At 70.3% G+C, this 14,311-nt stretch carries 13 protein-coding genes and 1 pseudogene; 4 read left to right on the top strand and 10 right to left on the bottom strand.

The window, feature by feature from the left end:
* Nucleotides 1–931: protein kinase (locus tag G9373_RS42785; protein WP_167120924.1), on the bottom strand; the 931-nt coding region annotated here is incomplete at its 3' end.
* Nucleotides 932–1,092: 161 nt separating this feature from the next.
* Between G9373_RS42785 and G9373_RS42780 the strand changes: the two genes are divergently transcribed.
* On the top strand, nt 1,093–1,431 hold the full coding sequence (locus G9373_RS42780) for an Rv2175c family DNA-binding protein (protein WP_206033764.1): 339 nt from the start codon (nt 1,093–1,095) through the stop codon (nt 1,429–1,431).
* 7 nt (nt 1,432–1,438) lie between these two features.
* Here the strand turns inward: G9373_RS42780 and G9373_RS42775 are convergent, their stop codons facing one another.
* From G9373_RS42775 to G9373_RS42760, 4 genes are all read right to left on the bottom strand, one after another.
* Nucleotides 1,439–2,380, bottom strand: a complete 942-nt coding sequence (locus tag G9373_RS42775) for a phytoene/squalene synthase family protein (protein ID WP_005260169.1) — start codon at nt 2,378–2,380, stop codon at nt 1,439–1,441.
* 7 nt (nt 2,381–2,387) lie between these two features.
* Nucleotides 2,388–3,992 carry an alpha-(1->6)-mannopyranosyltransferase A gene (locus G9373_RS42770; protein ID WP_167120922.1) on the bottom strand — a complete coding sequence of 535 codons (1,605 nt, stop codon included), beginning with the start codon at nt 3,990–3,992 and terminating at the stop codon, nt 2,388–2,390.
* 121 nt (nt 3,993–4,113) lie between these two features.
* Nucleotides 4,114–5,739, bottom strand: a complete 1,626-nt coding sequence (gene crtI / locus G9373_RS42765; RefSeq protein WP_167120920.1) for a phytoene desaturase family protein — start codon at nt 5,737–5,739, stop codon at nt 4,114–4,116.
* Nucleotides 5,740–5,748: 9 nt separating this feature from the next.
* A complete protein-coding gene (locus G9373_RS42760; RefSeq protein WP_206033751.1) occupies nt 5,749–6,966 on the bottom strand; it encodes a polyprenyl synthetase family protein in 1,218 nt (405 codons plus the stop codon).
* A gap of 4 nt (nt 6,967–6,970) precedes the next feature.
* Here G9373_RS42760 and metF point away from each other — a divergent pair, with 4 nt between their 5' ends.
* Complete coding sequence (gene metF / locus G9373_RS42755; protein WP_206033762.1) at nt 6,971–8,002, top strand: methylenetetrahydrofolate reductase [NAD(P)H]; 1,032 nt, start codon at nt 6,971–6,973, stop codon at nt 8,000–8,002.
* On the opposite strand, the gene G9373_RS42750 is transcribed toward metF, so the two are convergent.
* The 5 genes from G9373_RS42750 to G9373_RS42730 form a co-directional block, all read right to left on the bottom strand.
* Nucleotides 7,995–9,113: a glycosyltransferase family 2 protein gene (locus G9373_RS42750; RefSeq protein ID WP_206033760.1), complete on the bottom strand. Its 1,119-nt coding sequence runs from the start codon at nt 9,111–9,113 to the stop codon at nt 7,995–7,997. The genes metF and G9373_RS42750 overlap by 8 nt on opposite strands.
* 38 nt (nt 9,114–9,151) lie before the next feature.
* Entirely contained in the window at nt 9,152–9,820 is a 669-nt protein-coding gene (locus G9373_RS42745; RefSeq protein WP_005260180.1) for a hypothetical protein, read from the bottom strand.
* A 76-nt stretch (nt 9,821–9,896) separates the two neighbouring features.
* A complete protein-coding gene (locus tag G9373_RS42740) occupies nt 9,897–10,709 on the bottom strand; it encodes a carotenoid biosynthesis protein (protein WP_064080812.1) in 813 nt (270 codons plus the stop codon).
* Complete coding sequence (locus G9373_RS42735; RefSeq protein WP_206033749.1) at nt 10,706–12,382, bottom strand: NAD(P)/FAD-dependent oxidoreductase; 1,677 nt, start codon at nt 12,380–12,382, stop codon at nt 10,706–10,708. The genes G9373_RS42740 and G9373_RS42735 overlap by 4 nt, the downstream gene beginning before the upstream one ends.
* Complete coding sequence (locus G9373_RS42730) at nt 12,277–12,813, bottom strand: GNAT family N-acetyltransferase (RefSeq protein ID WP_240961074.1); 537 nt, start codon at nt 12,811–12,813, stop codon at nt 12,277–12,279. The genes G9373_RS42735 and G9373_RS42730 overlap by 106 nt, the downstream gene beginning before the upstream one ends.
* Before the next feature lie 248 nt (nt 12,814–13,061).
* Between G9373_RS42730 and G9373_RS42725 the strand changes: the two genes are divergently transcribed.
* Nucleotides 13,062–13,526 carry an SAV_6107 family HEPN domain-containing protein gene (locus G9373_RS42725; protein WP_240961073.1) on the top strand — a complete coding sequence of 155 codons (465 nt, stop codon included), beginning with the start codon at nt 13,062–13,064 and terminating at the stop codon, nt 13,524–13,526.
* Between the two features lie 234 nt (nt 13,527–13,760).
* Nucleotides 13,761–14,189: pseudogene (locus G9373_RS42720) on the top strand (DUF3040 domain-containing protein); the annotation flags it as partial.
* Nucleotides 14,190–14,311: the final 122 nt, after the last annotated feature.

The following is a 14,311-nucleotide window of genomic DNA, read 5'->3' as shown; positions in this document are numbered from 1 at the left end:
GCGGTGCGGCGGGGCCCGGCGGCGCGCTCAGGGGCGGCGCGCTCGCGGCGGCCGCGGCGCTCAGGTGCTGCGCCGAGCGTCGCGGGGCGGGCACCCGATAGGCGGGCAGGTCGAGCGCCGCCGCGATGCCGCGCAGGGCCGAGCCCATCTGCTCGGCGTTGGCGAAGCGGTGCGACGGTTCCCGGTGGGTGGCCTCCGCGACGAGTTCGTCGAACTCGGGCGGGACGCCCGCGATGTACGAACCCGGCCTCGGAACGTCCTGGTTGATCCGCTGATAGGCGACGGACAACGACGTGTCCCCGGTGAACGGGGTCCGTCCGGTGAGGAGTTCGAACAGCAGGACACCGGTGGAGTAGACGTCGCTGCGGGTGTCCGCGATCCCGGACGTCACCTGCTCCGGCGACAGGTATGCCGCCGTGCCCAGAATCACACTGTTCGACGTGGTGGTCGACGCGGCGGCGGCCCGCACCAGACCGAAGTCGGCGATCTTCACCTCACCGCCGTCGGAGATCAGGATGTTCTCGGGTTTGATGTCGCGGTGCACGAGACCGGCCCGGTGGGCGACGGCGAGCGCGTCGAGAACCGGGCCCGCGACCGCGGCCACCGCGTGCGGCGGCATCGGCCCGCGTTCCCGGAGCAGCTCGCGGAGCGTTCCGCCGTCGACGAGTTCCATCACCAGGAACGCGTGCTCGCGGTCGTGCCCCTGGTCGTAGACCGCGACCAGCGACGGGTGCTTGAGTCGTGCGACCGAGCGGGCCTCGAACTCGAACCGGGCGACGAACGCCGGGTCGGCCGCGAACTGCGGATCCATCACCTTGATGGCCACCGGACGGTCGAGACGCGTGTCGAGCCCCCGGTAGACGGTGGACATGCCGCCACGCGCGATCGTGGCATCCACCCGATAGCGCCGGTCGAGCAGCTCGCCGATCAAACGTTGACCTCCATCGTGCACAGTGTCCGTTCCCCCGTCAGTGCGCGCGGCCCGGCCACGCGCCCCTCAATCGTAGCCAGCGACACCGACCGGTAGCGCCACGCAGGAAGCGACCAGATAACGTTAGGGGAGTGAGTGCCATCCCTTACTGTGACGATGTCCTGGACCCTTCCGTCTCGCTCCTCCAGTTGGTGGACGTCGCGAAGAACCTCGGTGTGGCCGTCACCCGTGTGCAGCAGCTTCTGCGCGATCAGCAGTTGATCGCCGTCCGACGCGACGGCGTCCTCGGTGTTCCCGAACTCTTCTTCGACGAGACCGGCGAGACGGTCAAGTGGCTGCCCGGTCTCATCGCCGTGCTGCACGACGGCGGATTCAAGGACGAGGAAATCCTGCAGTGGCTGTTCCGTGAGGACGACAGCCTCCCCGGCGCACCCGTCCAGGCCCTGCACGGCGACCTCGCCCGCGAAGTGATCCGCCGCGCTCAGGCGATGGGATTCTGACCGCCGGTCACCACGCTCGGCCACGGGCCGGCACCGCGAGCCGGGCGAACTGAGGCAGCGCCGTCGCCCACCGGTGTCTCCGGGACACGGTGGCGCGCCGGTCGAGAACCCGGTAACCGCCTCGCTCGATCTCGTCGAGAATGCGGGAATACAGCACGAATGCGGTCCGGATCCCGGGTTGCACCCGTCGGTCCAGCATCGCGATGCCCGGTTCCGCGTCCCGGTACACGGAACGGGTGATCGAGATCAGGTGGGCGAGGGCCCGCACGATCCGCTGGTCCGTCGTGCCGCTGCGACGACTGTGCGCGAGGAGTTCGGTGTCGACACCGAACGCGGCCAATTCGTCGGCCGGGAGGTAGACCCGGCCCCGATCCAGGTCCTCGCCGACGTCGCGAAGGAAATTGGTCAGCTGGAACGCCTCACCGAGAGCCGCAGCGTGCGGTTCGGCATCGGCGGCGGGCCCGGTGGTTCCGAGGACGGGCAGCATCTGCAACCCGATCACGACGGCCGATCCGTACATGTAGGTCCGGAGTTCGGTCATGGTGCCGTACTCGGCCCGATGCTCCGCGGTTCCCGGAACATCCATCCGCATGGACTCCAGGAACGCGAAGAAGTAGTCGTGGGGGATGTCGAACGAAGCCACGGTGTCGAGGAACGCGGGAAGGACCCGCTGCATCTCCGGTGCGCACGCAGCCGGCCCGACCGCGTTCCGGTCGGTGAAGCCGAGTCGCAGTGCCGCGTCGATCCGATCGAGTTCGGCGGCGCAGTCGCCGGCCGTCCGACCGGGATCGACGTCCACGATGTCGTCGACCGTGCGGGCGAACCCGTAGAGGGAATGCACAGCGGCCCGGCGGCGCTCGGGAAGCAACCGGGTCGCGAGATGGTAGGTGCGACCGTGCTCCGCCGTCACCGCGCCGCAGAACCGGTAACTGTCGGCCAGCTCGGTCATCGACCGGTCATTCGACGCGGGACGACGTCGCAGCACCTGCGAGGCCGGAGATGCGCTCTTCCTCGAGGGGCCGGGGTGCGCGCAGCCGCAGCGGATCGACCGTGCGGAGCGAAACCGCCGCGACGACTGCGGCGAACGTCGCGAGCACGACGTGCGCGAACGTGTAGAGACCGATCGAGCCGTCGGGCTGGAAGACCAGCATCAACCAGGTGGACAACCCGACGAGGATCATCAGGGTCCGCGTCGACAACGCGAAGCCGGCCGCGATGGCGATCGGCCACGAGTAGTACCAGGGCAGTGCCGCGGGCGACAGGATCACGATCGCGACCAGGACGATGAGAATTCCGAGAATCGCCTCACGCTCGGTCTTCCGGTAGCGCCACCAGGCCGCCAGCACGATCGCGACCAGGGCGACCGCGCAGATCGGGCGGGTGATGGCCAGCACCTCACCCAGCCGCAGCTCCGCGAACCACGACGTTCCGACGGTCACGATGTGGGCGAGGATCGTCGGCAGCGACAACCAGTTGATGATCTTGTTCGACCCGGACAGCGCGGTCATCCAGCCGAGCCCGACACCGGCGACGGCGGACGCGGCCGCGAAGACGGCCACGAACACGGCGAATCCCGCGCCCGCGGTCTTCGCGAACGACGCGAGCGGCGACGCGGGTGTGCGCCCTTCCGCCTCGGCCTTCTCCCTCTCGTGGAGCATCCAGATCCAGACCATGAAGGGCAGCGCGGCGCCTGCGGTCGCCTTGATCGCGACCGCGACCGCCACGAGGGCGATCCCGGCGAGATGGTGACGTTCGAGGACGAGCGCGATGCCGGCGATCATCAGGCCGACCATCAGCAGTTCGTTGTGGACACCGCCGATGAGGTGGACGAGAACCAAAGGATTGAGCACGGCGAGCCACAGGGCGATCGCCGGATTACCGCCGAGGTGACGCGCGAGGTGCGGGACTCCCCACACCATGAGCGCGAGTCCGGGCAGCATCGTCACGCGAAGAAGCATCGTCCCGGCGATCACGTTGTCGCCGGTCAGCCCCGTGATCCCCTGACTGAGGAGCAGGAACAGCGGACCGTACGGCGCCGTGGTGGTGGTCCACACGTTGCTGACGTTGTCGAGGAGCACGCCCGGGTTGACCACCGGCCCGACGGCGTAGGGGTCGAACCCGTCACGCAGGAGCGCACCCTGCGCCAGGTAGGAGTAGGCGTCCCGGCTGAACATCGGCACGGCCAGCAGCAGCGGCGCCGTCCACACCGGGACGACCATCCGCAACTGCCGGAGGGTGACGTCGCCGCCGAGCGTGGCGCGGCCCAGCCGCACCCAGGCCGTGATCATCGCGACGACACCCACCCACACGATGACCGTCGACAGGATCTGACCGTGACCGAACCGGAGCCACGACAGGTGCATCGCCTCCAGGAGCGGGTCCTCGCGGCGGACGCTGCCCGCACCGAAACCACCGAACGTGATCATCACGGCGCCCGCGAAACCGAGGATGGCGGCGTGCCCCTCCGGGCTGCGGAGGAAGTCGGCCGTGGTCTGGGGCCACGACCGCTGCGGTGTGGGCGTCGCAGCGGCGATGGTCGCCTGCCGGGCAGAGGACGTCATGAGTGCAGATTCCTCCCCCGAGGTGAGTTCGGTTGCGGTCGGTGCGCTCGTCGTCGTGCGCATCGCATGGTCGAGGAACCAGTTTAATTGCTGCCGGCACCAGTTCCCGCCACGCCTCGCCCTATCCTCCCGCACTGGATGCTTTCGTGTGTCTTTCTGCACTTCGTGCTGCGGTGGGTCTCTTCGCACTTCGTGCTGCGGTGGGCCCGGTGATGCGCGCGGCCGCGAGCTTCCCCGACAGCAGGACGGTCGGAACTCCGACCCCCGGGACGGTGCCGGAACCGGCGAGCACGACGTTGTCCAGCCCCCTGACCAGGTTGGGCCGCCGGAACGGTCCGGTCTGCCGGAACACGTGCGCCGCCGCGAACGGACTGCCCGCCGCCATGCCCTTGCCGAGCCAGGTGAGGGGGGTGTCGACGTGGTCGATCGTGAAATGCTCCGCGATTCCGCTGTACCCGCGCGTCTCGAGTTCGCGCAGCAGTTCGTTCACGTACGGGCCGGTCAGCGACGACCACTCCAGCGGTGCGCTGTGCAGGTTCGGGCAGGGCGCCAGCACTGACAGCGGTTCCGACGGAATGCCCGCCCGGTCCACGGCGAGGCCCGGATCCGACAAGGCGGGCCGGGTGATCAGCAGCGACGGGTCCGTCATGAGCCGTCCGCGCCCCGCGCGGGCGGTGATCTCCGCGAACGTCCGCTTCCACGCATGACCGAAGTCGATGGTGTGGTGCCGTTGGGCGGCCCACTGCGACGCGACCGCGGTCGGGACGGTCCCGTGCAGGACCACGGCGGACGGTGACACCCGCACCCGGCGGGGCGTCCGGCGTGTCACCGGGCGGAGCAGTGCGTCGACGACGGCGGTGTCCGCGGTGAGTACCAGCGCGTCGCAGTCGATGCGGTCACCCGTCGCCGTGACGACGGTGCCGACGCGGTCGCCGCTTCGCTCGAGCGCCGCGACCTCGGTGTCGAACCGGATCTCACCGCCCGCGGTGGTGAGGGCGTCGGCGAGGGCGAGCGCGATCGAGCGCATCCCGCCGCGGGGGAAGTAGACGCCGAGCGAGGTGTCCATGTGGGCGATCGCGCCGTACACCGCGAGGGCGTCGGCGGGAGCGACCCCGGCGTACAGGGCCTGGAACGTGAAGATCCGGCGGAGTCTCGGATCGGTGATCGTGCGGTCGACCCGGGCTCCGAGCCTGCCGAACCCGCCCAGGGCCGTGAGCGTCAGCAGATCCCGCGCGGCCGCGGGGGACGAGACGAGATCGAGCGGCGAGTCGAAGTTCGCGTCCATGAAACGGTGGTACTCGGCGTCGAAGATCCGGCCGAGCCAGCGCCGCAGCCGCAGGTACCTGGCCGATTCCTCCGGCCCGCACACCCGGCTGACCTCGGCGACCATCGCCTCGGGATCGGAGTGCACGTCCAGCGAGGAACCGTCGGCGAACCGCGCGTGATACGCCGGTGCCAGCCGCTCGAGGACGAGCGCCGGACTGGTGGACTCGAAATCCGCGCCGACGGCGGCCAGGGCCTCGCCGACCAGTTCGGGCATCGTGAGGACGGTGGCACCGTTGTCGATGTCGTAGCCGGGACCACGGTAGGTGCCCACCCGGCCGCCCGGTGACGACTCCCGTTCGAGGACGGTGACGCGCCGGCCCGATCCGGCGAGGTGCAGAGCGGCCGAGAGACCGGCGAGGCCGGCACCGACGACCACGACGTGATCGGTGCGGCCGGGAACCGTCCGGAGCGCGCGGGCCATCCCGGACCCTCAGTAGTCACGGCGCGTCGCGGCGACGGCCATCTCGGTGAGCTGCTGCCTCGCCTCCGCGGTGGCGGTGCTCGCCGCCAGCGTCGACAGCGCGTTCCCGACGAGTTTCTCGATCTGTTTCTCCACGTCCGCGACCGCGCCGAGCGACGTGATCGTGGCCCGGAGGGTGTCCACGTCCGAATCGGACAGATCGGTGCCGATGCCCTCGCGGAGGAGTTCGGCCGCCGCCGGGTCTTCGGCGTCGGCGCGCTGCAGCGACATCGCGAACAGGACGGTGCGCTTGCCCGCCCGCAGGTCGTCGCCCGAAGGCTTGCCCGTCACGGCCGGATCGCCGAATACGCCGAGCAGGTCGTCGCGGAGCTGGAAGGCGATACCGATGTCGGTGCCGAAACGGCGGTACGCCGAGACCAGGGTCTCGTCGGCGCCTGCGAGCGCCGCACCGAGGTGCAGGGGCCGCTCGATGGTGTACGCCGCCGTCTTGTACCGATTCACCTTCATGGCGGCGTCGATCGATTCGTCCGCCCGGGCCTCGTTGCTGATGTCGAGGAACTGCCCGCCGAGCACCTCGGTGCGCATCGCGGACCAGACGGGGGAGATGCGGGCCGACGCGTCCGCGGTGATGCCCGATTCGCGGATCATGTCGTCGGCCCAGGCCAGCGCGAGATCGCCGAGCAGGATCGCGACGCCCTCGCCGAAGTGAGCGGAATCACCGCTCCACGCCCCCGCACGATGCTGTTCCGCGAATTCGACGTGGACGGTGGGGAACCCGCGGCGCGTCGTGGACGCGTCGATGATGTCGTCGTGGACCAGTGCGCAGGCCTGAACAAGTTCCAGCGCGGAGCAGGCGCGGAGCACGGGTCCGGCCTCGGGGCCGCGAGGGTCGCCGCCCGCCCCGAGCCAGCCGGTCCACGCGAAGGCGGGACGGACCCGCTTGCCTCCGCGCAGGACGAAGTCTTCGAGGGTGGTCACGGCCTCGCGGTAACCACCGCCCACGGAGTCGACGAGGACCTGCCGGCTGGTGAAGAAGTCGCGAAGCGCATTTTCGACCTCGGCCGCGAGGGCGGCGGGGCGCGTTCCAACGGACAGTGTTGCCTCCAGGATCGAATTCTCGCGTGCGCGCCGAGACCGGCGACAGGCGTCGACACCACCATAGTGGGCGCCCTCCCGGGTGGCCGGATACCCGGATCCCGCCGCCCCGTGTAGACGCAGTGGGTGCATTGCCCTGGGCACTACCTATGCTGGACGGGTGACATTCGATTCCGTCAGGGGGCGGGCCAGCGAAGGTTGGGTGACCCGCACTCCGTCCATCGTCGACCGGATCCGGTCGTCCAGCGACGGCCGGGTCCCCTTTTCCGTCGAGTTCTCGCCGCCGCGTGACGAGGCCGCCGAGGCTCGTCTGTGGCGTGCGGTGCGGGAGTTCGAGCGGCTGGGTCCGGCCTTCGTGTCCATGACCTACGGTGCGGGCGGGTCGACGCGGGACCGCACGGTCCGCGTCACCGGCCAGCTCGCCGAGGAGACCACCCTCCTGCCGGTCGCGCACCTCACTGCCGTGTCGCACAGTGTCGACGAACTGCGGTCGATGGTCGGCGCCTACGCCGACCGCGGAATCAGCAACATCCTGGTTCTGCGTGGCGACCCGCCCGGCGACCCGCTGGGCGAGTGGGAGAAGCATCCGGACGGCGTCGAGTACGCCGAGGACCTCGTCCGGCTCGTCCGCGACCTCGGCGACTTCCACGTCGGCGTCGCATCGTTCCCCGAAGGCCACTACCGCGCGCCCGATCTCGCGCACGACACCCGGTACCTGGTGTCGAAGCTGCGGGCCGGCGCCGAGTACTCGATCACCCAGATGTTCTTCGACGTCGACGACTACCTGCGCCTGCGCGACCGGGTTTCGGCGTACGACCCCGAGCAGGGGGCCAAGCCGATCATCCCCGAGATCATGCCGATCACGTCGCTGCGGTCGGTCCGCCGCGTGCTCGAACTGTCGGGGTCGCGTCTCCCGGCGCACCTCGAGAAGCGTCTGGCCACGGCCGCCGGGGACGGTCCCGAGGAGAACCGCGCCGCCGTGCGCGAGATCGGCATCGACGTCGCCACCGAGATGAGCGAACGTCTCATCGCCGAGGGTGCGCCCGGCCTGCACTTCATCACCCTCAACTTCGCGCGCGCCACCAGCGAGGTGCTGGCCCGGCTCGGCGACAAGGTCGGTTCGGGTGTGGCGGATCCCACCCCGGTCACCCCGGCTCGGGTCAGCTGAGCGTCCGCCCCTTCCATCGGGTGCGCCCGCGTCGATGATTGCGGTGTGACGACACAGTCAGGGCCGTCACCGCGGCGACGGACAGCGGGTGCGCGACCGCGCCGGCGACGTCGGCGGCGGTGAGGCGGCCCTGACGTTCCAGTGCGCGGGCGCACAGCCGGGACGCCGTGGCGGCGAGATACCCCACCGCACCCCACCCGCGCACGCGTCCCCGTCCGGCCGCGAACGCGACCGGCGGCACGAGGTACGCCACGCTTGCCGCACCGAGCACCGCGGCGGCGCCGAGGCGGGAGCTGAATGCCGTCCACAGCCAGCGGTCGTAACCGCGGCGCAGCGCGTCGGCGTCCTCGTACATCCGGCACGACGCCGACCGGCCGGCCACGACCAGTGTGCTCGCACGACCCCGCGTACGGAGCAGCCGTGCGATGTCGAGGTCCTCGGTCACGCTGTCCGCGACGGCCCGGTGGCCCCCGACCCCGCGGTACCCGGCGGAATCGAAGACCATGAACTGTCCGCAGGCCACGGCCGTCGACGGGCGCCGCGACCGGTTGGCCAGGCGGATCGGCAGTGTCGCCGCCCACGACCACGCGAGCAGCGGCTGCACCAGGACCTCGGTCACCGACCCCGCCTGCTGGAACGGCCACGGGCAGACCAGCGCTGCCTCGGACTCGCGCAGCACGGCGCAGGCGGCAGTCAGGGCGTCCGGACGCAACCGCACGTCGGCGTCGAGGAACACGAGTATCCCGCCGTCACCGCGGCCCTGCGCGAAGGCGTGCTCACTCACCCGATGGCAGGCCGCGGGTTTGCCCACCCAGCCCGGCGGCGGTTCCGCGGTTCCCCGCACCACGGAGAAGCGGGGGTCCGCGCCGCTCGCGGCCTCCGCGACCTCGGCCGTCCCGTCCGTGGAGGCGTCGTCGTAGACGAACACCCGCAGGTCGCCGACGCCTCGCTGCTCTCGCAGGTCGCCGATCAGGTCGGGCAACCGGTCACGCTCGTCCCGGGCCGGAATGCAGACCGTGACGGGTTCGGTGACCGGGCGGGTCGCCGTGGGGAGCCGTGGGGCGCGGACGAGGTTGGCGCCGGCCGTGACGAGACCGAGAACCGAGATCAGGGAGCCGATCCGCACGACCCACTCGATCGGCGGAGAGGTCACACCTCCGAGTGGTCCCGTGCGCGACCGCTGCCGATCACCGGATCCTTGTTGCGGGCCATCCAGGCCAGCGCACCGACGATCACGGCGACGCCCAGCGTCACGCCGGCCATGATGCCCGCCCAGCCCGCGAAGCTGCGGGTGCTGGGGTCCGAGTACCGCACCTCGGCGCGGATCGTCGAGGTGTCGCCGGCGGGAAGTTTCCACGACACGATGGAGTCGCCCTCCCGGGTGCCGTTGGTGGTGGCGACGCGCGCCGGAAAAGCAATCGTGAACTGCACGTCCGTGCCTTGGGCGGGTACCGAACCGAGATCGGCCTTCCCGTCGAGGGTCACGAGGTCGCCGGTCCGCTTGAGCGAGATCTGAAAACTTCCGTTGGCCTGCTCCGACATGGAGCCGAGCTGTTGCACGTCGCCGAACGTGAGGTCGCTGAAGAACGCCTGGCTGCCGACGTACCCGTCCTTCTTGTACTCCTGGACGCGCACCTTGCCCGACAGCGAGTCGGGCGGAGTGAGTTGCGGGCCCTTGTCCTGATCGTTCGCCGGCACGGCGGCCGCGACGATCTGACCGGAGACCCGGTCGTCGGCGGACACCCCCATCGACACCTGAACCCGCAGGCATCCCGCGAGGAGGGGCACGAGAAGGAGGCCGAGGGCCGCGAGGGACAAGGCCCTCCGCGAGCGGGTGGAGGTCGGAACTGAGGGCGGCTGCACAGTCGTATCGTGCCAGGGGAGTGGATCGGTGTCAGGCGTGAGGGTGCGTGTCGTGGGTCCGGGGTCGCCGGGCGCGCGGCCGAAGCAGCGACACGAGCAGGGGAACTCCCAGGATTCCCATCGCCAACCACCCGTAGATCGCCGAATACCGCAACTCGGGGGCGCCGAGGAAGACCGAGTGTGCCAGCGCCGAACCGAGCCACGTCCACAGGAACAACCCGATCGGGACACCGTCACGGTGCCGGGTCCCGGCGTCCAGACGACGGTCGATCCGGTCCACGGCGACGGCCATCACGGCGGCGACGACGAACCACCCGGCGTAGTTGGTCAGCGGAATGTGTTCGACACCGGGCAGGCCGGCGTCGGTGACACACCAGTGCCACTGCCCGTCCGCGACCATCTGCGGGTCGAGGTACAGGTCCCAGCCGACGACACCGATCGTCGTCAGTGCGATGCGCGTCAGCCGTCGGTACGGGCCGCGCGCGAGCACGGACGCCACGCACCACACCGGATAGAACCCGGCCGTCCAGGCGAACGGCACCACCAGAGGCACCCCCGCGAGTGCAGGCCCGAGCCGCCCGACGCTGTAGTCGTAGCAGCCGTAGGGGAAGCCGGTGGCCGTGCCGACGATCTCGGAGCACAGACCGAGCCCCGCGGTCACGAGCACCAGTCCCACCGTCCAGCGGGCACCCCGGGTCGCGGCCGCGTGGGTGACGGACGCCGCGGCGAGCAGCGCGACGACGAGGACGGTGACGACGTCACGGATCCCGCCGTGCACCAGCGGGTAGACGATCTGCGCCGCGATCGCCGCGCCCGCGAGCAGCAGGGGCAGGCGGGAGGTCATCGCCTGCGCCGCAGGCGTCCCAGACCCCGCCGGTCGTCGTGGAGCGCGATGCGTGCAGCGCTGCGGCCACTCGCGCCGGACACCCCGCCACCCGGATGGGTCGAGGCGCCGGTGAGGTACAGGCGGCCGGCCCCCGGCACCCGGTGTCCGGACAGTTCGGGGAGCGGACGCCACATCATCATCTGGTCCAGCGACATCTCCACGTGCATGACGTTGCCGCCGAGCAACCCCATCTCGTCTTCGAGGTCCTGCGGCGACTGCACGTGCCGGTCGAGGACGGACTCACCGAAACCGGGTGCCAGCGCGTCGATCTCCGCGACGATCCGATCGGCCTCCGGTCCGGCGAGGTCGCTCCAGCGCCGGCCGCCGGTGAGCCGGTACGGCTGCCACTGCGACCACAGGGTCACCTGGTGCCTGCCCTCGGGTGCGATGGTGGGGTCGAGGCCGCTGAAGCTCATTCCCAGCACCGCGGGCCGCGGCGGGAGTTCCCCGGCGAGTGCCGCGCCGTGCGCGAGCCGCAGGTGTGCGCGATCCGAGACCAGCAACTGCAGCCCGTGGGTGACCGACGCGTCGGGCGCACTCGGATAGGCGGGGAGGGCGTCGGTGGCCAGCCGCACGACCATCCCGATCCCCGGGCCCACGCGGATCCGGCGACGCCACCGGTCGAGGGTCAGCGCGTCGTACCCACCGCGCTCGAGCAGGCCGAGCGTGGTCAGCACGTGACAGCCCGCGATCACCGCACGTGAGCGGTTCTCCCGTCCGGACGCCGTCCGCGTCGTCCAGGAGTCGCCGTCGCGGCTCAGCGAGACCACCGAGTCGCCGAGCGAGACGGTCCCGGAGTCGGCGCGCAGCTTCGCGGCGAGAGCGGCGGTCAGGGCTCCGCTGCCGCCGACGGCACGGCCGGGCGGAATGGTGTGCAGCAGGGCGGCGAATCCGACCATCGGCGCCGTCCCCGGCTCCGACATCGGCGGACCGGACTGGGCGCCGAACCATGCGAGGGCGGCCTTGAGGCGTTCGTCGTCGAAGTACTCGTCGAGCAGCGCGTCGCCGGAACCGAGGAACTGCCGGGAGAGGTCGCTGCCGCCGCCGCCCGTGTCGAGCCCCCAGAACGACGAGAGGAGCGCGGGCCCGGTCGGCGGATTCGAGAACGCGCGCATGACACGTGCGCTGCGCGGACCCCACACCGCCACGAACCGGCGGTACGCGTCGGCGTCCGCGGCGCCGCAGGACTCCTCGATGGACCGGCACGTCGCGTCCAGGCTGCGGCGGAACACGATCCCCGGCCGATCCGACCCCGCGGGGGCGGGGGCGAACGCCCACGGATCGCAGTCGAGGTACCGCAGGCCGTGCGCGCCGAGGTCGAGTTCCTCGACGATCCCCGTGTGACGGACCATGATGTGCGCGGACGACCCGCGGTCGACCTTGTACCCGGGGAAGCGTTCGACGGTGGACACCGCGCCACCGATGACGGTGTCGCGTTCGATCACTTCGACCGACCATCCGGACCGCGCGAGGTAGCACGCCGACACGAGGGCGTTGTGTCCCGATCCCACCACCACCGCGTCGATCACAGGGGAAGCCCGCGTCCCAGTACGGCGAACGGCCGGTTGTCCCCGGCGAATCGGAAGTGGCGCAGGACATCTCTGAAGCCGAGGCGGCGATACAGCCGCCATGCGCGGTTGTCCTCGTCCGCCACTTCCGGGGTGGAGAGCAGCACGCCGCGTTCGGGCCTGTGGTCGAGGAGGCGGAGGAGCAGGGTCTCGCCGAGCCGATGTCCCTGGGCGTCCGGGTGGACGTGGAGTTCGGTGAGTTCGAAGTAGTTGCCGAGGATCACGTCGATCTGGTCCCGGGTCCACCCGGTGTGGCGCAGACCGGAACGGACCTGCTGATGCCACCACTGTTCGGGTGCCCCGCGGTAGCCGTAGGCGACGGCGACGAGACGGGCGGCCGCGGTGTCGGCGGATCCGTCACCGGCCGGGACGAGCGCGCCGACGCCACGCCACCCCGATCGCTGCAGGTGCTCGTTCCACATCGGCGCCCGGTGGTATTCGGTGCCGTGGGGATAGCCCATGGCGGCGACGTAGATCGACAGCGCCTCGTGCAGGCGGTCGCGGAACTCGGTGGCCGTGAGTTCGACCACGAGTGGAGTCTGGTCAGCGTTCGTGTCGACCGGTCTCACCTTTCTCTTGACGACGTGTCGGTGGGTCCAGCTATATTGAATAGGTCGAACGGATGTTCGATAGCGGGGATCCGGCGATGCTCGAGGGAAGCGAGCATCGCCGGCCCCCGAACTCACGAACCGACTACGCCCGGCGGGGTGGTTGCACCGGGGTTTTGGAGGTGTTCGAAGTGATGACGAACCCGGTCACGGGACCGGCCTCTGGGAACTCGCGCCGACCGGGTGGCATACGCAACCCGGGCTCCAGGCGGGGTTCGACGCTGCTCGATCGCGCCGACGCGCTCCTCGCCCAATCGGTGGGGGCCGGTGGGCCGGCGGATCGATTCCACAGTGCGTATCTGGCCGCGCTCCGCGGCGCGGGCGCAGTGCTGGCCGCCGTCGAGGGGCCTGCGGCGGGGAGCAGACGGACACGAACGCGTAACGCCTGGGTTCTCATGGCCGCCGCGGCGCCGGAATTCGTGAACTGGGCCGACTACTTCGCCGGGCACTCGGCCACCCGCGCCGCGATCGAGGCGGGAATGTCGCGTACCCTCACCGATCTCGAGGCGGACGAGTTCTTTGTCGAGGTCGGACGCTTTCTCCAGCACGTCGAAGATCACATCGGACGTGGCGCAGGTCTCGATCTGCGGGCGTCGTAGCCCGGGCTGTGGGCCGCAAACGGCGGGAAAACGGTGAGGCGTCCGCGACATTGCGGTGCCCCGAACGGGGTTCGGTGCGGGAGTCCGTAAGGTTGGTGTCGAACTCGTACGTGGAGTAGGTGGTACGGGGATCGAACTGCTCGTATTATTAAATCTAGGTAGCCGCCAAAGTCGGTTACCCACCGTCTCGCACCGTGAGGCGGTGGCCAACACTCCAGTGCCGGGGGAGGTACCGTGCCACTCTCCGAGCACGAGCAGCGCATGCTCGACCAGATCGAGAGCGCTCTCTACGCCGAGGATCCCAAGTTCGCCTCCACTGTGCGAGGCGGTCGCATGCGTGCGGCATCGAGTCGTCGTCGATTGCAGGCGGTGGCCCTGTTCGTTCTGGGGCTGGTCCTGCTCATTGCCGGCGTCGCCCTTCCGATCAAGCCGGGCGGTTTTCCCGTCATCAGCCTGATCGGCTTCATCGTCATGTTCGGTGCCGGAGTCCTCCTCCTGTGGGGTGGAGGAAAGAGCAAGTCCGGACAGTCCTCACGTGGTGGCTCGACCACGCAAGGTGAGACCGGCCGTGCCGATCGCGGTAAGCCCCGAGGCGGGCGCAAGAGTGGCGGATTCTCGTCGCGAATGGAAGACCGCTTCAAGAAGAGATTCGAGCAGGAGTAGTTCGACCCGCTCGGCAGCACAGTGGCGGCGTGGCAGGTGATGCCACGCCGCCACTGCTGTGTCCGGGCGGTGCAGGGTCGCCTGGGTGCGGTAGGTCGGGGTCGATCCGGTGGGGCCAGTGA

The sequence above is a fragment of the Rhodococcus sp. A14 genome (assembly GCF_011603105.1).
GTDB lineage: Bacteria > Actinomycetota > Actinomycetes > Mycobacteriales > Mycobacteriaceae > Rhodococcus_F > Rhodococcus_F opacus.
This window is presented reverse-complemented; position numbering and strand designations above follow the sequence as displayed.